The organism is Streptomyces hesseae (genome assembly GCF_031845785.1).
Lineage (GTDB): Bacteria > Actinomycetota > Actinomycetes > Streptomycetales > Streptomycetaceae > Streptomyces > Streptomyces hesseae.
Genome location: NZ_JAVRFI010000008.1, coordinates 233,105 through 252,420 on the forward strand (window position 1 = coordinate 233,105; position 19,316 = coordinate 252,420).

A 19,316-nucleotide genomic window follows, 5' to 3' on the forward strand; every position below is an offset into this window, starting at 1 on the left:
GGAAGATCGCCGCTGCGGTCCGGATCGCTCCGGTGGCGCTCAGAGATTGCCGCGCTTCTCCTGCTCGCGCTCGATCGCCTCGAAGAGGGCCTTGAAATTGCCCTTGCCGAAGCCCATGGAGCCGTGGCGCTCGATCATCTCGAAGAAGACCGTGGGACGGTCCTGGACCGGCTTGGTGAAGATCTGGAGCAGATAGCCGTCCTCGTCGCGGTCGGCGAGGATCTTCAGCTCGCGGAGGGTGTCGATGGGCACCCGGGTCTCGCCGACCCACTCGCCGAGGGTGTCGTAGTACGAGTCGGGGGTGTCCAGGAACTGAACGCCCGCCTCCCGCATGGCCCGTACGGTGGCGACGATGTCGTTGGTGGCCAGCGCGATGTGCTGGACGCCGGGGCCGTTGTAGAACTCCAGGTACTCGTCGATCTGGGACTTCTTCTTGGCGATGGCCGGCTCGTTGAGCGGGAACTTCACCTTGCGGGTGCCGTCCGCGACGACCTTCGACATGAGCGCGGAGTACTCGGTGGCGATGTCGTCGCCCACGAACTCCTTCATGTTGGTGAAGCCCATGACGTTGTTGTAGAAGCTCACCCACTGGTCCATCTTGCCGAGCTCGACGTTGCCCACGCAGTGGTCGATGGCCTGGAAGCGGCGGGGACCGGTCTCGACGATGGGCTCGGCGGCGACGTAGCCGGGCAGGTACGGGCCGGTGTAGGCGGAGCGGTCGACGAGCGTGTGGCGCGTCTTGCCGTAGGTGGCGATGGCGGCGAGGACGACGGTGCCGTGCTCGTCCTTCAGCTCGTACGGCTCCTGGAGCCCGGTGGCGCCGTGCTCTATGGCGTAGGCGTACGCCGCCCGCGCGTCGGGCACCTCGATGGCCAGGTCCACGACGCCGTCGCCGTGCTCGGCGACGTGGTCGGCGAGGAAACGGCCGTGCTCGGTGGTCGCCTTGATCACGGTGGTGAAGACGAACCGGGCGCTGCCGGACTCCAGGACGTAGGCGGCGGTCTCGCGGTTGCCGTTCTCCGGTCCGGAGTAGGCGACTCGCTTCATGCCGAAGGCGGTGGAGTAGTAGTGGGCGGCCTGCTTGGCGTTGCCGACGGCGAAGACGACCGCGTCCATCCCCTTGACCGGGAAGGGGTCTGCCTGCCGTGCGGTGTGCGGGGTGTGATCCGTGGTCTGAGTCATGGGCGAAGAGTCTCTCCGAACCACAAGGTGCGCAATAGTTTGCGATTTCACTGGGCATTATGCATAGAGGAGGTCGAGAAGCCCCGGACGTTCTGTGCATGATGACCACGAAGGGAGCAACAGGGTGATCGATCGTTTGGACGGGCGGCTGATCGAGCTGCTCGCGGGGGAGCCCCGGATCGGGGTGCTGGAGGCCTCACGGCGCCTCGGCGTGGCGCGCGGCACGGTGCAGGCGCGGCTGGACCGGCTCCAGTCGCAGGGGGTGATCAGGGGCTTCGGCCCGGATGTGGACCCGGCGGCGCTGGGCTATCCGGTGACCGCGTTCGCGACGCTGGAGATCAAGCAGGGGCAGGGCGCGGACATCCGGACGCATCTGGCGTCGGTCCCCGAGGTGCTGGAGCTCCACACCACGACCGGGCACGGGGACATGCTGTGCCGGCTGGTGGCCCGGTCGAACGCGGACCTCCAGCGGGTGATCGACCGGGTGGTGGGCTTCGAGGGGATCGTCCGGGCGTCCACGGCGATCGTCATGGAGAACCCGGTGCCGCTGAGGATCATCCCGCTGGTGCAGCAGGCGTCGGAGGACTGACCGCGCGGCTTTTCGCCTTACGCCGGGCAGGAGGGCACGCTGCCCCCGTCCTTCAGCGCCTTCAGGGAGGCGACGGCGTCGGTCAGCGTGGTGACCGGGATCAGCCGCATGCCCTTGGGCAGCTCGGCCCCCGCGTCGGAGCACTCGTCCTTCGGCACCAGGAAGACGGTGGCGCCGTCGCGCCCGGCCGCCTGGGTCTTGAGGGAGACGCCACCGACCGCTCCGACGGTGCCGTCCGGGGCGATGGTGCCGGTGCCCGCGATGGACCGCCCGCCCGTCAGGTCGCCGCCCCGGCCGTCACCGTCGATCTTGTCGATGATGCCCAGGGTGAAGAGCAGCCCGGCGCTCGGCCCGCCGACGTCGGCGAGGCTCAGCTCCACCTTCACGTCCTTGGGCGAGCGGTGGAGATAGCGCAGGGCGGCCTCGGCCGCCGCGTCCTGGGACTTCTTCATCTCCGCGACGTTGTGCCGCTCGATCTCCCGGTCGGACTGTCCCGGGGGGTAGACCGCGTCGCGCGGCATCACGGCCCGGTCCCTGCGGAACCAGCTGTCGACCACATCGCCCAGACCGATCTCGGTGTCCGGCCCGGTGGCCTCGATGGTCGTCATGCGCAGCTGCCCACTCGTGCCGCGGGTCGCGACACCGGAGATCGTGATGACGGGCTTGTTCTTGTGCTGCCCGAGCACGTTCGCGGTCGTGGAACCCGGCTGGGCGATGACGAACGGCAGGGGGACGAGCGCGGCCACGGCGATCAGGGCGACGACGGGTGCGGCGCAGACGGCGAGGACGCGGGTCCGGGTGGGGGCTGGCATGCTGCGAATCTAATTCACGTGTGGGGGGAACGCGGCATCCGGGCCCGCGCCCGCCGTGGTGCGGGTCGGGGGCGGGGTGGGGCGGATGGACCCTTACGGGGCTGACCTCTTCGCGGTGCCTGCCATCACATAATGGCGGCCCCGCACGGGCTCCAGCGGCGAAGAGCTCTTTACGCCCCTACCAGGGCCCATCCGCCCCACCCCACCCCCTCACGCCGGTGGGCTACCGCAGCGCGTCGGCCACCTCCTTCGCGGCCTCCATCACCCGCGGCCCGACCCTCACGGGCACCGAGTCGGCGAGCATCACCACTCCCACGCTCCCCTCCAGCCCGGACACCCCCAGCAGCGGCGCCGCCGCCCCGCTCGCCCCGGCCTCCAGCTCGCCGTGGGTGAGCGCGTACCCGGGGTTGTCGACCTCGCCGCGGCGCGCGGCGAGGATGGCCCGTCCGGCCGCGCCGCGGTCCAGGGGGTGACGGAACCCGGCGCGGTAGGCGACGTGGTAGTCGGTCCAGGTCGGCTCGACGACGGCGACCGCGAGCGCCTCGGCCCCGTCGACGAGGGTGAGATGGGCGGTGGCTCCCAGGTCCTCGGCGAGCGAGCGCAGGGCGGGCAGGGCCGCTTCCCGCACGAGCGGGTGCACCTGCCGCCCGAGCCTCAGCACCCCGAGGCCGACCCTGGCCCGGCCGCCTATGTCCCGGCGGACGAGCGCGTGCTGCTCCAGGGTGGCCAGGAGCCGGTAGACGACGGTCCGGTTGACACCGAGCTTGGTGGACAGCTCGGTGACGGTCAGTCCGTGGTCGGTGTCGGCGAGCAGTTTGAGGACCTTCAGTCCCCTGTCGAGCGTCTGCGAAGTCTCCGCGGTCACGACGCCCCTCCTCCGATGAGTGGCGGCTCCCTTCGCGGTGGGGTCGCGGCGCCGGTCCCGTTCCGGCAGCGCGCGAGGAGAGGCCGCCGGCGGCTTGTCGTTATGGTCCGGCTGCGCTCCGCGGCGGCGCTGCCACGGGGCGTGTGCGTGACCGGCACGGTAGCGCCGCCGGTCCGCTCAGCGGAAGAGTCTGCCCACAATCCGGGCACCACACAGGGGAATTGCGTAATCCGCTTTGTGGACAGGGCAATCCAGGGGGGCTATTGGCATTGCGGGGCTTTAGTGTGATCGCCATGCAGATTTCCCGAATAGCCACGATCGTGGCGGCCGGTGTCATCACCCCGGCCCTCTTCCTGGCCACGCCCGCCGTCGCGGAGGAGCTGCCGGCCACGGCGGGACAGACCACGACCCAGCAGGGCGGCGGGGCGGTCGCCCCGGCGGACACGAACACGGCCCCGAAGGCCGACACGAACGGCAACGGCACCACCCCGTTCGACATCCCGGTGACGGTGCAGGGCCTTCCCAAGAAGATCCAGGCGGGCACCGGCGACTGGTCGCAGTTCGAGATGTCGTTCGACAACCGCAAGGGCGACAAGGACGCGGTCTTCAGGCCGCACGCCATCTACATCCCCGTCAAGCCCGATGCGGACAAGGCTGCGGACTACGCCCTCAAGCTTGAGTACCGGAAGGGCCAGAACGGCGAGTGGAAGCGGGCGGACATGTCCGTGGGCAAAATCGAGAGCGAGAAGGAGGGACGTTCCTTCACGCTCTCCAGGTCGCTCGGTGAGTACCCGGTGAGCAAGGGCGAGATGGCGACGTTCGAGCTGCGTCTGCTCTTCGAGAAGCAGACCCCGGCCCACAAGGCGCACTTCCGGGTGGTCGACGAGCACAACGTGGCCTCCATGGGCGATCAGGAGTTCTCCGTCCTGGCCGCCAAGGCCAAGGACCCGCAGCCGAGCAAGAGCGCGACCACCTCCGCCTCTCCGAGCGCGACCGCGACCGCGTCCGGTAAGGCGACGGCCAGCCCCAAGCCCTCCACGAGCGCCGGCGCGAGCGCCTCCGCGAGCCCGAGTGCCTCGTCCTCGTCCTCCGCCGCCGTCGACTCGTCGTCCGGCTCGGGCGCGAGCTCCGGCGGCACCACCGCCACCGGCAGCCGCACCGAGCTCGCCGCGACCGGCTCCGACCCGGCCACCCCGTGGATCGCCGCGGGCGGCGCCGTGGCGATCGTCGCGGGCGCCGGCCTGGTCGTCGCGACCCGCCGCCGCGCGAACGCGCGGGGCTGACCGTACGCACCGACGCGCCGGGCGGGCCGGGCCACCCGGCCCGCCCGGCGCAACCGTCACCGGAAGACCAGCGTCAGCGTCACCGCATCCGGGTCGCCCACTCCCGCACCTTCGTGATGCGCTCCGTGAGCTGCCCCGCCGTGGCCTCCGCGCTCGGCGGGCCGCCGCAGACGCGGCGCAGCTCCGTGTGGATCACACCGTGCGGCTTGCCGCTCTGGTGGACGTACGCACCCACCAGCGTGTTGAGCTGCTTGCGGAGCTCCAGGAGCTCCTTGTGCGTGACGACCGGCCGCCGCTCGGCGGGGATTTCGAGCAGGTCCGCCTGCTCGTCCGGCTTCCGGCGGCTGTGCGCGATCTGCCGGGCCTGGCGCTTCTGGAGCAGCAGTTGCACCTGCTCCGGCTCCAGCAGCCCGGGGATGCCGAGGTAGTCCTGCTCCTCCTCGCTGCCGGGGTGGGCCTGCATGCCGAACTCGGCACCGTCGTAGAGCACGCGGTCGAAGACCGCGTCGGACTCCAGCGCCTCGAAGGGCAGCTGGTCCTGCTCGCCGGTGTCCTCGTCCTGCTCCTTGTTCGCCTCGTCCATCTCCTTCTCGGACTCGGCGTAGGGGTCCTCCTCGCCCTCCTTCTTGGGCTTGTCGAGGACGTGGTCGCGCTCGACCTCCATCTCGTTGGCGAAGGTCAGCAGCGTCGGGATGGTGGGGACGAAGACGGACGCCGTCTCGCCGCGCCGGCGCGACCGTACGAAGCGGCCGACGGCCTGGGCGAAGAACAGCGGCGTGGAGATCGTCGTGGCGTATACGCCGACCGCCAGGCGGGGGACGTCCACGCCCTCCGACACCATGCGGACGGCGACCATCCAGCGGTCCTCGGACGCCGCGAAGTCGTCGATCCGCTGGGAGGCGCCGCTGTCGTCGGACAGCACGAGCGTCGCGCCCTCGCCGGTGATCTCGCGGATCAGCTTGGCGTAGGCGCGCGCCGACTCCTGGTCGGAGGCGATCACCAGCGCGCCCGCGTCGGGGATGGACTTGCGGACCTCGGTCAGCCGCCGGTCAGCGGCGCGCAGCACGTTCGGCATCCAGTCGCCGCGCGGGTCCAGGGCGGTGCGCCAGGCCTGCGAGACCGCGTCCTTGGTCATGGGCTCGCCGAGCCGGGCCGCCAGCTCGTCGCCCGCCTTGGTGCGCCAGCGCATGTTGCCGCTGTAGGAGAGGAAGATCACCGGGCGGACGACGCCGTCGCCGAGCGCGTTGCCGTAGCCGTAGGTGTAGTCGGCGGAGGAGCGGCGGATGCCGTCGTTGCCCTCTTCGTAGGTGACGAAGGGGATGGGGTTGGTGTCGGAGCGGAACGGCGTGCCGGTGAGGCAGAGGCGGCGGGTGGCCGGCTCGAAGGCCTCCAGGCAGGCGTCGCCCCAGGAGCGGGAGTCACCGGCGTGGTGGATCTCGTCGAGGATGACGAGCGTCTTGCGCTGCTCGGAGCGGTTGCGGTGGAGCATGGGGCGGACGCCCACACCGGCGTAGGTGACGGCGACGCCGTGGTACTCGCGGCCCAGCGGACCGGCGCTGTACTCGGGGTCGAGCTTGATACCTATCCGGGCGGCGGCCTCGGCCCACTGCTTCTTCAGGTGCTCGGTCGGCGCGACGACGGTCACCTGCTGGACGACGTGGTGGTGCAGCAGCCAAGAGGCCAGAGTCAGGGCGAAGGTGGTCTTACCGGCGCCCGGGGTGGCCACGGCGAGGAAGTCGCGGGGCTGCGTCTGGATGTACCTCTCCATGGCGCCCTGCTGCCAGGCACGCAGCTTGTTGGCGGTACCCCAGGGCGCCCGGCCGGGGAAGGCGGGTGAGAGATGGTGATTCGCGGTGGTGGTAGTCACGGTCTCCGTCGGCGGGGTCGGCGGTCGGCAACCGAGTCAGCGTACCCGCGCCGACGGGGCGGTCCGGGGGTCACGGGCCGGGTCCACCCGGGGGTGGGACGGACGTCACAGACGGGCTGATCTTCAGCCGGCCCCCACTGGATCTACCCCCCGTGCCTACCCCCGTGCCTTCAGCCGCGTCGTCACCCACGCCCCCGCCAGCGCCGCCATCGCGGAGAGCGCGAAGACCGCGACGAAGGCCCCCGCCGGCGCGGCCGTACCGTGCGCGGACACGGACGAGGACTCCCCGCCGGCCGTGGCGAAGAGCACCCCCGCCAGCCCCACCAGCACCACGCTTCCCAGTGCGTCCGACACCTGGAGCGAGGACGCGTTCGTGCCCTCCTCCCCCGGCCGCGACAGCCGGAGCGTGAGCACGCCCACGCTGGAGATCGTCAGCCCCATCCCGTATCCGACGAGGAGCCAGCAGACGGCCACCAGCCACACCGGCACCGCGTCGATCAGCACCAGCGGCACCACCGCCACGGCGAGCGCCTGCACCGCCATGCCCAGGCCCATCAGCCGCTCGCGATGGGGTTCCAGGCGGGCGCGGCTCAGGGTGTACGAGCCGAGGGCCCAGGTCAGCCCGCCTCCGGTGAGCGACAGCCCGGCGAGCGTGGCCGACAGCCCGCGCTCGGTCACGAGCATCAGCGGGACGAAGCTCTCGGCGGCCAGGAAGGAGCCCTGGGCGAGGCCGCGCAGCAGCACGACGGAGGGCAGCCCGCGCCCGGCCAGGAACGTACGGGTGGGCAGCAGCCGACGTACGCACGGCACGAGGAGGGCGAGCCCGGCGGCCGCGGGGAGGAGGGAGAACGGGCGGAGGTCCTGTCCGGCGTACTGGAGCAGTCCGGCCCCGGCGGCGACGCCGAGCGCGAGGAGGATCCGGCGCCGGTTCATCGTGTCCGTGTTCTTCCCCGGCGGCAGCGCGCGCAGCGCGGGGAGCATCACGGCGAGCGGCAGCAGTATCAGCACGGGGATGGCCAGGAACACCCAGCGCCAGCCGAACGTCTCGGTCACCGTTCCCGCCACCAGCGGCCCCACGATCACGGGGACCACCCAGGCGGCGGAGAAGGACGCGATCACGGCGGGCCGCAGCCGTTCCGGATAGGCCCGCCCCACGACCACGTACAGGGCGACGATCACGAGCCCGGAGCCGATGCCCTGCGTGCCGCGCGCGGCCACGAACATCCACATCTCCTGCGCCGCGCCCGCGCCCACCAGCCCGGTGCCGAAGGCGGCGATGCCCGTGAAGAGGGGTACGAGGGGGCCGGCGCGGTCGCACCACTCCCCCGACAGCGCCATCGCGAACAGGCTCGCGGTGAAGAAGGAGGAGAAGGCGAAGGCGTACAGCCCGATGCCGTCGAGCGCGCGGGCCGCGACGGGCATCGCCGTGTTGACGGCGCTGGCCTCGAAGGCGATCAGTGAGACGACGGAGACGATGCCGAGGGTGAGAGCGCGGTAGCGGCGTCCGAGAACGCCTTCCACCGTGTCCGTCGCGGCCTGGGTGGCGGATATGGAATCGGCGGCGGTCATGGCCTTCACAGTAAGTGGCGAAAGCCGGTTTGACCCCTGTCGTGCGGAGGAGATCCACTCGGCCTTCAGGCCTAGTCGCACGGTCGGCCGGGGCTCGGCCACGAGTCGGACACGGGTCCGTCGTGGTTCGGTTGCGGTTTGATCATGGCCATGCAAATGGCCGATTTTTCGCCATGCTCATGCCCATAGACTTCCGGCCGGTTCACACGTTCAACCAGTTCAACCAGTTCAACCAGTTCGACCCGGCGATCGGCGCCGGGCAGCACCAGGGGGATCCCTATGTCCATTCGGCATGTCGTCGCGGCCGCGCTGGTCGTCTCCGGCGCACTCGCACTCACCGCCTGCGGCCCCACCGACGACGGCGCGAAGAACGACGACAAGGGTCCGGCCAGCGCGGCCCCGTCGCAGAAGCCCACCGGGGACAAGAGCGGTTACAAGGACCCGTGCGCGCCGCTGCCCAAGGGCCACAAGCTCATCAAGGTGCTCAGCGTCGAAGGCGCGATGAACAACATCATCGCGCAGGACGCCAAGGTGTCCTGCAACACGAAGATGGACGAGGGCGCCTTCTACCGCAACGAGGGCCCGACGAACACCTACGCCTTCGACAACGACAACGCGAAGGTGACCGTCCTCAGCCTGAACGGCCCCGAGGCCCGCCCGACGCGGCCGAACGACAAGGTTCTCTCCGGGATCGGCCACGTCAAGGAGTGCGCGGACCCGAACCACCAGCAGTACGACAACCAGGGCAAGGCCGACCACAAGGAATGGTGCGCCGGCCAGAACTACTACAACGTGACGATCGGCGCGGACCACAAGATCACCGAGATGGTCGAGCTCTCCGGCTCGTGACGCCCGCCTCGTAACGCCCGCCTCGTGACGCCCGTGGGGCCCGGCCACACCGGCCGGGCCCCACAGCGGCAACCCCGCGCCGCACTCCTCACATCGTGAGCAGCACGCCCCCGTACGACGCCCCCGCGACGACCACCCACGAGCACAGCCCCAGCGCCGCGACCCGGCCGCCCGTCCGTACGAGCGAGGGCAGGTGCACCGCGCTGCCCAGGCCGAAGAGGGCGGCGGCGAGCAGCAGCTCCTGCGCGTGCGCCGCCGCGTCCAGCGCGCCGCCGGGCAGCCACCCGGTGGTGCGGACGGCCACCATGGCGAGGAAGCCGAGGACGAAGAGGGGGACGAGCGCGGGCCGCTTGCCCGTGACGTCCGTGGCACCCGTGGCACCCGTGGCACCGGACGCGGGTATCCGCCTCCGCTGCCGTACGGACACCGCCACCGCCGCGACCAGCGGCGCCAGCAGCGCCACCCGCATCAGCTTGACCAGCACGGCCTCGCCGAGGGCGGCGGGCCCGGCGGTCTGCGCGGTCGCCACCACCTGCCCGACGTCGTGGACGCTCGCGCCCACCCACCGTCCGAACTCCGCGTCGCCGAGCCCCAGCGGGTGGTGGAGCAGCGGCAGTACGGCGATGGCGAGGGTGCCGCACAGCGTCACCAACGCCACGGACGTCGCGACGTCCTCCTCGTCGCTGCCCGACACCTCGCTGACCGCGCCGATCGCCGAGGCCCCGCAGATGGAGTAGCCGGTGGCGATCAGCAGCGGCTGGTCGCCGCGCAGCCCGAGCCGGCGGCCGAGCCACAGCGTCCCGAAGAAGGTCGCGGCGACCACCGCGGCCACCATCGCGACGGTGGCCCAGCCCAGCCCGAGCACGTCGTCGAGGCTCAGCTTGAGCCCCAGCAGCACGATGCCGACGCGCATCAGCCGCTTCCCCGCCAGCGTCAGCCCCGGCTTGCCGGCGCCCCGCACCCGGGCCCGTACGCCGGGCAGATGGGCGGCGGCGATGCCGAGGACGACGGCGGCGGTGAGCATGGGGACGGCGGGTACGAGCCGGTGCGTCCCCCAGGCGAGGGCCACGCCAGCGGCGGCCATGGCCAGTCCGGGCAGCTTTCCGCGTACGGAACCCGCAGGCCCGGAGGGCCGTACGGGCGCGGCCGGCGCGGTGGGGGCGGAGGCCTGTGAACCGACTGAGTCGACGACCGCCATCAGAACTCGTCGGCGGGCAGGTCGTACACGCGCCGCACGCTGGAGCCGAGGCGGGAGACGTCGGCGCCGTAGACGTGCAGGGAGATGGCGACGGTCGAACAGGCGTTGCGCACCCGGTGGATATCGCCGGGCGGTGCGAAGCCGCAGACGTCGCCCTGCCGGTTGACCACGTCCTCGGTGGCGATCAGGCGCGCGGCCGGGACGTCGGGGACGAGGCGGTAGCGGCGCTCGCTCTCGGTGCCCTGGTGGACGCCGGTGACGCACCAGGAGACGTGGTCGTGGATGGCGGTCCGCTGGCCGGGCATCCAGACGAGCGCGACGACGGAGAAGCTGCCGTCGGCCTCGGCGTGGAGGATGTGCTGGCGGTAGCGGTCGGGGTAGCCCTCGCACTGCTCGGGGGTGAGCAGGTCCGGGGCGCCGAGGTGGGCGGCGAGGCGCTCGCCGACGAGGTAGGCCGTCGCGTCGGGCGCCAGGCCGCGGCCGACGGTCTCGCGGATCTCGTCGACGAGCCGGCCGAGGCGCGGGGTCGTCGCTGCCGTCGCTGCCGTCGTTGTCGTCGCTGTCGTCGCTGGCGTCGCTGTCGTCGGGGGTGCGGTGGGGGTGGTCATGGGTGCAGCGTCGGGGCGCCCGATCCATCACGTCCAACGACAGTTCTTTACGCGGTCGCCAACACCCGCTTATGAATGTGCGGACACCCGGAACGAGGAATCAGCACCCGACCCGCCGCGCCGCGACGGCCTTGAGCTCGTCGAGGACGAGCGCCGTGGCCGGAATGCGCAGGTGCTCGCGGAGGACGTAGGCGGAGACGTACCGCCGGCAGGCCGGGTCGAGGGCCCGTCCGGTGATCTTGTCGTGCCGGAGGAAGGACAACACCAGCCCCGGCATCATCGCCACCCCCAGCCCCTCGGCGACGAGCGACTGCACGACGAGGTTGTCGTCCGTTGTGAACGCGATGTCCGGAGCGAAGCCCTGCTCGGCGCACTCGTGCAGGAAATTGGTGCGGCAGCGCAGACAGCCGGCGATCCAGCGCTCCTCCGCCAGGTCGGCGAGTTTGACGGCGCGGCGGCGGGCCAGCGGGTGGCCTATCGGTAGCAGCGCCATCAGCTGGTCCTCGAACAGCGGTATCTCGACGAGCTCGTCGGGGACCTGTTCGTGCAGGCCGGGGTAGGTGAAGGCGAGGGTGATGTCGCACTCGCCGCGCACCAGCCGGCGCAGCGAGTCCGGCGGCTCGCCCTCCTGGAGCTCGACCCGCACCCCCGGATGGTCGGCCGCCAGCCGGGCCAGCGCCTCGGGTATGAGGGTGGCCCCCGCGCTGGGGAAGGCGCACACCCGCACCCGTCCGGCGCGCAGCCGCGTCAGGGAGCTCATTTGCCGTTGCGCAGCGGTCAGGCTGTCGAGGATGACCTCCGCGTGCCGCGCGAGGGCCTCGCCCGCCTCGGTCAGCCGCATTCTCCGCCCGACCCGGGTGAACAGCGGCGTGCCGACTACGCGTTCGAGGGCCTTCATCTGCTGGGTGATCGCAGGCTGCGTATACCCCAGGGCCCTGGCGGCGGCCGAGTAGGACCCCGCGGTGACGACCGCGTGGAAGGTCTTGATGTGCCTGGAGTCGAACACGCCGGAATCATAAGCGGAATTTGGGATAGGGGGACGGGTAGGGGTGGCTCGCTTCTGGATCACTGACTATTTCCGGCATGGTGGACTTATGACTCGTTACACCTCATACGACTCGGTGGAGCTGGCCTACCGGGTCCTCGGCGAGGGCGCCGGCCCGCCCGTCGTCTGTCTGGCCGGCGGCCCCGGCCGCGACGCCGCGTACCTCGGCGACCTCGGCGGACTGGACGCCCACCACACCCTCGTCGTCCCCGACAGCCGAGGTACGGGCGCCTCCCCGCCCTCCCCCGACGTGGCCGGCTACGCCTTCCCCGCCCTCGCCGAGGACGTCGAGGCGCTCCGCGTCCACCTGGGCCTGGAACGCTTCGCCCTCCTCGCCCACGACGCCGCCTGCGCCACGGCCCAGGCCTACGCCGCCGCGCACGGGGAGCACCTGACCCACCTCGTCCTGGTCACCCCCGGCTCCCGCCTCCAGGGCGAACTCCCCACGGACGCCGAGGAGATCTTCGAGTCCCGCAGCGCCGAGGACTGGTGGGTCGACGCCTACGTGGCCGTCCACTCCCTGCGCGAGGCCGGCGACCTCGCCGAGGTCCGCTCCCTCCTCCGCCGCGCCGCCCCCATGGCCTACGGCCGCTGGGACGCCGAACAACGCGCCCACGCCGCCACCGAGCCCACCCAGCTCAACCCCGTCCCCCGCGCCGCCTTCTGGCAGGGCGTCGACGAACCGCTGCGCCTGGCCCTGCTCCACGGCCTGCGCGAGGCCCACTGCCCGGCGCTGGTGGTGACGGGCGACCTGGACGCCGTCACGGGCATGCGCGCGGGCGAACTCGTCGCCGCCTCCTTCCCCCGCGGCGTGGTGCGGCCGCTGCACGGGGTGGGGCACTACCCGTGGGTCGACGAGCCGGAGATGTTCCGCCCGCTGGTGGATGAGTTCCTGCGGGGGGTGAGCGCGTGAGGGCGTCGGGGTTTCCGTGGCGCCCGGACGTGACTGGCGCATGTCCGCCATATGACAGTGGCCTCCGCACCATTGAAGCGGGGCCGGGGTGAACGTATGGTCGTAGCCGTCGGGGAGGCGCACAACGCTCCCACCCGGCCGTGTGCCCGAGTGGCTTAGGGGCTCGCCTGCAAAGCGAGTTACGTGGGTTCGATTCCCGCCACGGCCTCTTCAGGTCCTGAGTAGGTACCGCTGCTCAGACCGTACTCAGACCGCTTTGAGTGCGCGAGCGCTCCCGGGCGGGGGCCGTCGGCGTGTGTGATCACTGCATGACGACCGAACAGTTTCCGTACCGCGTGCCCGCCCCCGTTTCCGCGCGGGCCGAGAACCGCTTCATGACCGTCCTGGCGGCGATCCTGTGGACGATCACGGCCCAGGCCGTGGGGCTGTGCCTGGTGGTGGTGCTGATGATCGCCGTCTGGGGCGCGGCGGCGGAACACCCGGCCGAGGCCGGTGACTTGCTCCTCCAGACCGCGGGAGTCCTGGCGCTGGCGGCAGCAGTCCTGACGGCCGTCTGGCACGCCCTGAAGCTCCTCCGTCTCGGCCCGGCCACCCGCTGGGCCATCACCGGCGCCCTGGCCTGCCCGGGCCCGGTGGCACTGGCGCTGTACGTCTACCTGGGGCGATGAGCGAGACCGCCCGCCCGGCCCGGGGGCCGGCTCAGCGCCCCCAGGGGATGTTCAGCCAGGGGCTGGCGGGGTCGGTGGTGAGCACGCGATGCGCGGCGAGCGCGTCCTCGTACCACTTGCCGAACTTCTCCTCGTCGAAATGGAGACAGCGCGCGAGGATGTACCCGGCGGAGAACTCCTCCCACGAGCCGTAGGCGGCCTTGGCCGCGATCCCGGCGCGCAGCACCGCCTCCTCGGCCTCGTGCAGGGTGCAGTACCGCGCGGCCAGCCCCCAGCGGGCCATCCCGGCGGCGCGCCCGTAGTCCCATGCCGCCGCCGTCCGCACATACGCGCCCTCCGCCAGCAGACCGTCCGCGCGGAAGCGGGCCTCGTAGCGCGCGATCCGCCCGATCAGCTGGTGGATCTCCGCGATGTACCCCTCGACCTCGTCGTCCGGCAGGGCCTCCCCCCGGGTCACGCCCTCCAGCGTGATCCGCACCTCCCCCGCCTGCTCGGCCCTGCGCCGCAGGACGCGCTCGGCCGCCCGGCGCCAGTGCTCGACGTCGACGAGCCCGGGGAAGTCCATCGCCATGGCACGGCGGACGCCGAGCGCGAACTCCCACGAGCCGCTGACCATGTCGGCGTCCAGCAGCGACTCCTGGGCGTTCCGCCAGCCCTCCCGGTCGGTGACCCCCCACCACTCCTTGAGCCGGTCCTTCTCGTGGAAGTAGCCGCCGCCGTGGTAGGCCATGGCGTTCCACAGCTCACCGTTGTCGACGAAGAGCAGCGCGGAGCAGGCCAGCCCGTGCGCGAGCGGCCCGTGCAGGGGCCCGCCCGTGTGGAGGGCGCGCAGCCGGCCGTGCCGGTCCGGGCAGCCGCAGGTGGAGGTGCGGACGCGCTCGGCGTGCCGCTGCCAGATCTCCCGCCCCGCCGGATTCGCCGGGAGGGCCGCCTCGCAGGGGCTGCCGGGGTTCACCACCAGGTACGGCGGGTCGCCGGCCTCCCACACGCGGGCGTACCAGCCCAGGGAGTATCCGCAGAAGACGGGGTCCTCGGCGGGCGCGGGCAGCATCCCCTCGGTGAAGACCGCGAGGCAGGGGGTACCGGTCTGCGGGTTCCAGTAAGGGGCGAAGGGCACGGTACGGGTCTCGGCGTCGGCGTTCGCCCGGGGGACGGCGAGGAAGAGCCTCGTCTCGGCCAGCACATGGAAGTACGCGTCCCAGTCGCCGCGCACCCGCGCCTCGTACAGCTTCTGCTCGACGTCACTCGGCGCCTGCCACGGCGCGGCGGCCGCCCGCGGCACGGCCCCCACCGGCGGCGCCCAGCCCATGGGCCGCTGCCCTGTCGTGCCTGTCGTGTTCCACAACCCCATGGTCTGACCCTATCGAGCACTGTTCGAACAACTTCGGGGTCACCCGGGGAGTCGCTCAGAGAGTCACCCAGGGAGTCGCTCAGGGAATCACCCGGCGATCGCGGACACCACAGCCCACGCGGCGACCAGCATCCCCATCGCGAGCGCGTAGGCCCCCTTGGCCCTGCCTCCCTGGGCCGTCAGCCCGTACGTGCCGAGCACACCGGCGACGGGCGCGGTGACCATCGGTATGTAGGCGACGGCGTTCTGCCCGGCGACGGTGCAGATGGCGCGGGTGTCCCCGTCGAAGCAACCGTCGCTGGCCATGACGTTGAGGGGGAGGAGAAGGAACGTGAACGCGGCGAAGACCCACAGCGCGACCCCGCCGAGGTACTTCATCACGAGGAGGGTGGGGTCGCTGCCGGGGTCGATGTCAGTCGTGTTCATTGCCATGCGGCCGACGCTATGGCGGGCGGGGAGGCCGGCGTATCCGTAGCGGTACTCAGGTGGGGGGCGTGCGGGTACGGACGTACTCACACGGGCCGCGTACAGCGCTACGCCCGTACCCGGGTCTCGTTGCGTATCCGCAAGGTCTTCATCGCCGCTGCGTCGAAATCGCCGCTGTCGCCGGGGACGGAGACGGTGCCCACGGTGCTGTGGTCGCTCCACCCGCAGACGACTACCGAATTCGACTGCCCTGCACGGTTGGCGCCGAGAACCTGGCACGTGACGGGCGTCTGGGCGCCGGGCGGCGTGACCTCCTTGGCAGGGGTGGTGACCGTGACACCTTCGTTCTCGCTCATGCCCCGGAGCATGCTGTCCAGAGCACGGTGCGGATCGTCGATCTCACCGTAGCTCCCGGCGAAGAGCATGGTCTCCTGCTCCTCGCCGGAAGAGGTGGTGTACTGCCCGCTCACCATTCTCATGTCGTGCTCGTTCCTGCCGTTCCTCTCCCCCGCGAGCTTGTCGTCCATGGTCTTGCTGAGGTCCTGGGCCAGGGTGTACTGGCCATCCAGGAGGGCAGAGGGCACCTTGAGCCGATAGCGCTCGGAGTCCGGTACGGGACTTGAGGCGTGGTGCCGCTGCCCCTGACCGCCGGAGGACACGTACAACAGGACGCCGGAGAGGGCAGGCAGACCGAACACCACCCCGACGACGATCCCGACTATCGCCCCGGCACTCAGCCCCCGCCGGGGCGGGGGCGCCATGGGCGCGCCCCAACCGCCGGACTGCGCGTACGGGTAGGCGTACGGCTGTTGCGCCGGATGCACTGGATGCACCGGGTATGGCGATGCGGCCGGGGGATGAGGCGGGAGGGGCGGCTGGGGCGGGGGCGTCGTCATGGGTAGACCGTATGCGTCCCGACGGAGCCGAAGCCCACCCTGCGGCCCTAGCCCAGAACCACCCGGCGCCGCCGACTCCACCACCTCCCCCGGCTCATCAACTCCGCCACGCACCGGGCCGCCGCACGGTCGGCGGCACGCCGGTCACGCGGGGCAGATACGACGGCCTGCGGCAGGCCGGGCGGCCGCAGGGACCCGTAATCGGTGAACCGCCGCACTCCGCACGTCCGACCACAAGGGGCCATCCTCGCTTCAGAGCACGGCATAGCGCTCCGCCGCCTCTCGCGGGAGTACGGCCCACAACCTGCTGCCGGCGAGAGGACTCTCCGCCGCCGCGAGCCCGACGACTCCGCCGCACTCGTCGACTACGGCCTCCAGCATGGCCAAGGCCTCCCGCCGGTACGCCCGGCACGCCTTACCGGCCTCGACGGCATGCTCCTGGTGCTCGTCGAACACGGTCAGCCGCAGCACCCCGAAGCGCCAGCGGACGGCGAGGCTGACATCACGCCCCGGGGTGAACGTATAGGCGTTCCCGAGCAGTTCGGACGCGGCCAGGGCCCCGAGCTCGGCGAGACCGTCGAGGCCGTGCTCGACCAGTAGACGCCGGACGACAGTGCGGGCCGTGCCGAGACAGTAGGAACCTCCGGGAAGACCGAGGGAGTAGTTGAGATTCGCGCGGGTGGGAGGGAGCGCGGACGCGGCTGGGCGGGATTCGGGCAGTCCATCACCGCGATTTCCCAGAAGGACGTCGAGCTACGGGCCATGCGCCGCATGCGACGCCAGGAAATCCTCACTCTCCGAGAACACCCGCCCCAGTATGACGTGATCGTTCATGAAGCCGCCCTGCGGATGCAGTTCGGCGGACCGAAGGTAGCCAGAAGACAACTGCAACACCTCCTGGACATGAGCGAGCGGGACAACATCAGCATCCGGGTCCTCCCCTTCGCGGCCCAAGTGTTCTCCGGACCGGGGCAGCCGATCTGCTACGCGAACGGACGGGTAGGACAGCTCGATACCGTCCAACTGGACAGCTTTCACGGACCTGTTTTCGTTGACGAGTCAAAAGAGTTGGCGAAATACCGAGCCCTGCTCGACAAGGCAGAAGCGATGTCACACTCTCCGGATGAGACACGTGAACTCATCCATGAGATCGCGCAGCGACTCTGAAAGGCTCGACATGCCCGATATCTCTTGGCAGAACCCATTATGCGGCGATGAGGGCGGTAACTCCTGCCTCCAGATAGGCCACACGTCCACCGGCACCCTCATCCTCCGCGAAACGACGCACCCCACCGAGCTGATCACCACCACCCGCCAAGGCCTCCGCAACCTGATCGAGGCAGCGAAACGCGGCGATCTGGACCACCTCCTCTAGGCCTGTAAGGTGCACGCCAGGCATTGAACCGAGGGGAATCGCATGAGTCACGGGGAGCTCTGCTTCGTGCGCACAGCGCGCACGTCGCGCCCGGGCACCGGGGCGGGGATCTAGCGATGGGCCTCCGGGACAGATTGCTGGGCACCACGTACCCCGAGAACGATGTCGTACCGCGTTCAGCCGCGGAGGTACGGGAATCGCTGCTCGCGATCGACGGTACGGACACGCCGTATCGCATACGCAAGGCCAACCCTTCCGAAAAGGCCGACGTGGTGGCGGAATGGTGGATCCCGCCTCGTTCGTCGACCCGTGAGCAGGTGGACCGCAGACTCAGGATCCGGATGCGTCTGGATCCGCACGGGCGCGAGGTGCGGATTCTCCAGGAACAGTGGACTTCCACCAGGCAGGGGCTGTCCGGGTCGCACGAGTACAGCCGTGGATGGGGGTTCGCGGTCGAACGGGAATGGGCCTACGAGCGGGGGCCCGACGGCCGCCGGCGCAAGATCGAGACATATCGTCTGGACACGCGTGAAATGAGGAACACCCTGCGGAAGGTGGTCCTCAGCGCAGGGTGGACCTGGCGCGGGGTATTCAGGCTGTGACCGGGTGGGCACGTGCCCACCACTCCTCGAACTCGTCGCGACCGACCTCCTGACCGACCGGCTCAGGGTCGAAGAGGTCGACTACCGGCGGCTGACGAGGCAGCGCCCCCGTCCCCCACCCGCCCCGCACCGCTCGCCGAGGCCCTCTCCCCATGGCATGGTCGAAACGGCAGATCCGCAGCCGAGGGGAGCACGCCATGGCCGGCCTCGTACGCAAGAGCTTCACTTCGCCAGAGGAAATCCGCCCTTTCCAGGGGGACAAAGGGCGAATGGAGCTGCTGGAACTGGGCGGCGGCACGGTGGGCCGGGCGACATTCGAACCGGGCTGGCGCTGGTCCGATCACGTCAAACCGATCGCGGGAACCGACAGCTGCCAGGCCTCCCACGCGGCCTACGTCATCTCGGGCCGCATGCATGTCGTCATGGACGACGGCGAAGAGGCGGAATTCGGCCCGGGCGACTGCATGATCTGCCCCCCGGGCCACGACGCCTGGGTTCTCGGCGACACCCCCTGCGTCATGGTCGACTGGCAGGGCGCCACAAACTACGCCAAGGGTTAGCGGGCTACGCCAAGACTCCGTCGCATGACACGACGCATCTCATTGAGCTGATCCCAGGCCTCATTGATCTGAGCGCGGGACTGCTCCAAGGACTCGCCCTCCCGTCGCGGTGGCAACCCGCCGTCGAGACGCTTGAGAACCCCGTACACCCGACTGAGCCCGAGGTTGACTTCGTGGGCGGCGGCGAGCACGTCGTCCGGCACACGCATCTGCGCCTCGGAGTGCCGCGCTCGATGCTCGCGCCGCGCGTCATCCAGGCGTGACCGCAGCTCGTCGGTGACGCGGCCGGCTCGGGACGCGTACCAGAAGTTGTTCAGCTCGGAGTGGTAGTCGAGGGAGGCGGTGTTCAGCGTGACGTAGCAGGCCCGAAGAGCGTCAGCCGTCGCACGCTCCGCCTCGTACCGCCGTTCGTCCACGCGCTGCCGTTCCGCGTGCTCCAGCTCCTTGGCCTTGGCCTTCTCCACGAGCCGCTGCGTCATCAGCCCGGACGCGAGCGTGCCGAGGATGCCCAAGAACGCGATCACCAGAGAAATCACCGAACCACTCATCCACTCCCCCCACCCCGCACCTTTCCCAGCACCGACGAGACCACTGTGACCGAACTCGACGCACTGCAAGGTCAGTTCCACTCGGAATGACAGCCCATCCACGCGACTGG

At 70.8% G+C, this 19,316-nt stretch carries 24 protein-coding genes and 1 tRNA gene; 11 read left to right on the forward strand and 14 right to left on the reverse strand.

The genetic code is table 11. The annotated features are described in order from the left end of the window. Positions 1 to 39 precede the first annotated feature (39 nt). Positions 40 to 1,182: a 4-hydroxyphenylpyruvate dioxygenase gene (gene hppD, locus RM609_RS15710; protein ID WP_311611373.1), complete on the reverse strand. Its 1,143-nt coding sequence runs from the start codon at positions 1,180 to 1,182 to the stop codon at positions 40 to 42. A 124-nt stretch (positions 1,183 to 1,306) separates the two neighbouring features. On the opposite strand from hppD, the gene RM609_RS15715 reads away from it, so the two are divergent. After that, positions 1,307 to 1,771: an Lrp/AsnC family transcriptional regulator gene (locus RM609_RS15715; RefSeq protein WP_311611375.1), complete on the forward strand. Its 465-nt coding sequence runs from the start codon at positions 1,307 to 1,309 to the stop codon at positions 1,769 to 1,771. A gap of 17 nt (positions 1,772 to 1,788) precedes the next feature. Here the strand turns inward: RM609_RS15715 and RM609_RS15720 are convergent, their stop codons facing one another. Then, positions 1,789 to 2,583 (reverse strand): YlbL family protein, encoded by a 795-nt coding sequence (locus tag RM609_RS15720; protein WP_311611376.1) that lies wholly within the window; start codon positions 2,581 to 2,583, stop codon positions 1,789 to 1,791. A 223-nt stretch (positions 2,584 to 2,806) separates the two neighbouring features. After that, positions 2,807 to 3,448: an IclR family transcriptional regulator gene (locus tag RM609_RS15725; RefSeq protein ID WP_311611377.1), complete on the reverse strand. Its 642-nt coding sequence runs from the start codon at positions 3,446 to 3,448 to the stop codon at positions 2,807 to 2,809. 293 nt (positions 3,449 to 3,741) lie between these two features. On the opposite strand from RM609_RS15725, the gene RM609_RS15730 reads away from it, so the two are divergent. Then, entirely contained in the window at positions 3,742 to 4,731 is a 990-nt protein-coding gene (locus RM609_RS15730) for an LAETG motif-containing sortase-dependent surface protein (protein ID WP_311611378.1), read from the forward strand. Positions 4,732 to 4,810: 79 nt separating this feature from the next. Here RM609_RS15730 and RM609_RS15735 read toward each other — a convergent pair whose 3' ends face one another. Further along, positions 4,811 to 6,598 carry a DEAD/DEAH box helicase gene (locus tag RM609_RS15735; RefSeq protein ID WP_311611379.1) on the reverse strand — a complete coding sequence of 596 codons (1,788 nt, stop codon included), beginning with the start codon at positions 6,596 to 6,598 and terminating at the stop codon, positions 4,811 to 4,813. A gap of 156 nt (positions 6,599 to 6,754) precedes the next feature. Then, entirely contained in the window at positions 6,755 to 8,167 is a 1,413-nt protein-coding gene (locus RM609_RS15740) for an MFS transporter (protein WP_311611381.1), read from the reverse strand. Between the two features lie 279 nt (positions 8,168 to 8,446). Between RM609_RS15740 and RM609_RS15745 the strand changes: the two genes are divergently transcribed. Continuing rightward, entirely contained in the window at positions 8,447 to 9,016 is a 570-nt protein-coding gene (locus RM609_RS15745; protein ID WP_311611383.1) for a hypothetical protein, read from the forward strand. A gap of 88 nt (positions 9,017 to 9,104) precedes the next feature. Here the strand turns inward: RM609_RS15745 and RM609_RS15750 are convergent, their stop codons facing one another. The 3 genes from RM609_RS15750 to RM609_RS15760 all read right to left on the reverse strand — a co-directional run bounded on the left by RM609_RS15750 (position 9,105) and on the right by RM609_RS15760 (position 11,828). Beyond that, on the reverse strand, positions 9,105 to 10,214 hold the full coding sequence (locus RM609_RS15750; protein ID WP_438828445.1) for a YeiH family protein: 1,110 nt from the start codon (positions 10,212 to 10,214) through the stop codon (positions 9,105 to 9,107). Then, complete coding sequence (locus tag RM609_RS15755) at positions 10,214 to 10,822, reverse strand: cysteine dioxygenase family protein (RefSeq protein ID WP_311611385.1); 609 nt, start codon at positions 10,820 to 10,822, stop codon at positions 10,214 to 10,216. The genes RM609_RS15750 and RM609_RS15755 overlap by 1 nt, the downstream gene beginning before the upstream one ends. A gap of 100 nt (positions 10,823 to 10,922) precedes the next feature. Then, a complete protein-coding gene (locus tag RM609_RS15760; RefSeq protein ID WP_311611387.1) occupies positions 10,923 to 11,828 on the reverse strand; it encodes a LysR family transcriptional regulator in 906 nt (301 codons plus the stop codon). Positions 11,829 to 11,916: 88 nt separating this feature from the next. Here RM609_RS15760 and RM609_RS15765 point away from each other — a divergent pair, with 88 nt between their 5' ends. From RM609_RS15765 to RM609_RS15775, 3 genes are all read left to right on the forward strand, one after another. Beyond that, entirely contained in the window at positions 11,917 to 12,780 is an 864-nt protein-coding gene (locus tag RM609_RS15765) for an alpha/beta fold hydrolase (protein ID WP_311611389.1), read from the forward strand. Positions 12,781 to 12,916: 136 nt separating this feature from the next. Beyond that, positions 12,917 to 12,988, forward strand: a tRNA-Cys gene (locus RM609_RS15770). A gap of 100 nt (positions 12,989 to 13,088) precedes the next feature. Beyond that, positions 13,089 to 13,448 carry a hypothetical protein gene (locus RM609_RS15775; RefSeq protein ID WP_311611391.1) on the forward strand — a complete coding sequence of 120 codons (360 nt, stop codon included), beginning with the start codon at positions 13,089 to 13,091 and terminating at the stop codon, positions 13,446 to 13,448. Positions 13,449 to 13,479: 31 nt separating this feature from the next. Here the strand turns inward: RM609_RS15775 and RM609_RS15780 are convergent, their stop codons facing one another. The 5 genes from RM609_RS15780 to RM609_RS34520 form a co-directional block, all read right to left on the reverse strand. After that, entirely contained in the window at positions 13,480 to 14,799 is a 1,320-nt protein-coding gene (locus RM609_RS15780; protein ID WP_311611392.1) for a DUF1266 domain-containing protein, read from the reverse strand. Positions 14,800 to 14,886: 87 nt separating this feature from the next. Further along, positions 14,887 to 15,231: a hypothetical protein gene (locus tag RM609_RS15785; RefSeq protein WP_311611393.1), complete on the reverse strand. Its 345-nt coding sequence runs from the start codon at positions 15,229 to 15,231 to the stop codon at positions 14,887 to 14,889. A 101-nt stretch (positions 15,232 to 15,332) separates the two neighbouring features. Beyond that, on the reverse strand, positions 15,333 to 16,049 hold the full coding sequence (locus RM609_RS15790; RefSeq protein WP_311611395.1) for a hypothetical protein: 717 nt from the start codon (positions 16,047 to 16,049) through the stop codon (positions 15,333 to 15,335). Between the two features lie 119 nt (positions 16,050 to 16,168). Next, the gene (locus RM609_RS34515) at positions 16,169 to 16,387 is read right to left on the reverse strand and encodes a DUF6255 family natural product biosynthesis protein (RefSeq protein WP_369016240.1); all 219 of its coding nucleotides are present in this window, start codon (positions 16,385 to 16,387) and stop codon (positions 16,169 to 16,171) included. Further along, positions 16,374 to 16,577 carry a hypothetical protein gene (locus RM609_RS34520; protein ID WP_369016241.1) on the reverse strand — a complete coding sequence of 68 codons (204 nt, stop codon included), beginning with the start codon at positions 16,575 to 16,577 and terminating at the stop codon, positions 16,374 to 16,376. The genes RM609_RS34515 and RM609_RS34520 overlap by 14 nt, the downstream gene beginning before the upstream one ends. Here RM609_RS34520 and RM609_RS34525 point away from each other — a divergent pair. The 5 genes from RM609_RS34525 to RM609_RS15815 all read left to right on the forward strand — a co-directional run bounded on the left by RM609_RS34525 (position 16,563) and on the right by RM609_RS15815 (position 18,658). Continuing rightward, entirely contained in the window at positions 16,563 to 16,721 is a 159-nt protein-coding gene (locus RM609_RS34525) for a hypothetical protein (protein WP_369016242.1), read from the forward strand. The two genes, RM609_RS34520 and RM609_RS34525, sit on opposite strands and share 15 nt — an antisense overlap. A 132-nt stretch (positions 16,722 to 16,853) precedes the next feature. Further along, on the forward strand, positions 16,854 to 17,288 hold the full coding sequence (locus tag RM609_RS15800; protein ID WP_311611461.1) for a DUF5753 domain-containing protein: 435 nt from the start codon (positions 16,854 to 16,856) through the stop codon (positions 17,286 to 17,288). 10 nt (positions 17,289 to 17,298) lie between these two features. Continuing rightward, complete coding sequence (locus tag RM609_RS15805) at positions 17,299 to 17,496, forward strand: hypothetical protein (RefSeq protein ID WP_311611399.1); 198 nt, start codon at positions 17,299 to 17,301, stop codon at positions 17,494 to 17,496. A 116-nt stretch (positions 17,497 to 17,612) separates the two neighbouring features. Continuing rightward, positions 17,613 to 18,098 carry a hypothetical protein gene (locus RM609_RS15810; protein ID WP_311611400.1) on the forward strand — a complete coding sequence of 162 codons (486 nt, stop codon included), beginning with the start codon at positions 17,613 to 17,615 and terminating at the stop codon, positions 18,096 to 18,098. A gap of 197 nt (positions 18,099 to 18,295) precedes the next feature. Beyond that, complete coding sequence (locus tag RM609_RS15815) at positions 18,296 to 18,658, forward strand: cupin domain-containing protein (protein ID WP_311611401.1); 363 nt, start codon at positions 18,296 to 18,298, stop codon at positions 18,656 to 18,658. On the opposite strand, the gene RM609_RS15820 is transcribed toward RM609_RS15815, so the two are convergent. Next, positions 18,655 to 19,206, reverse strand: a complete 552-nt coding sequence (locus tag RM609_RS15820; protein WP_311611403.1) for a hypothetical protein — start codon at positions 19,204 to 19,206, stop codon at positions 18,655 to 18,657. The two genes, RM609_RS15815 and RM609_RS15820, sit on opposite strands and share 4 nt — an antisense overlap. Positions 19,207 to 19,316 lie beyond the last annotated feature (110 nt).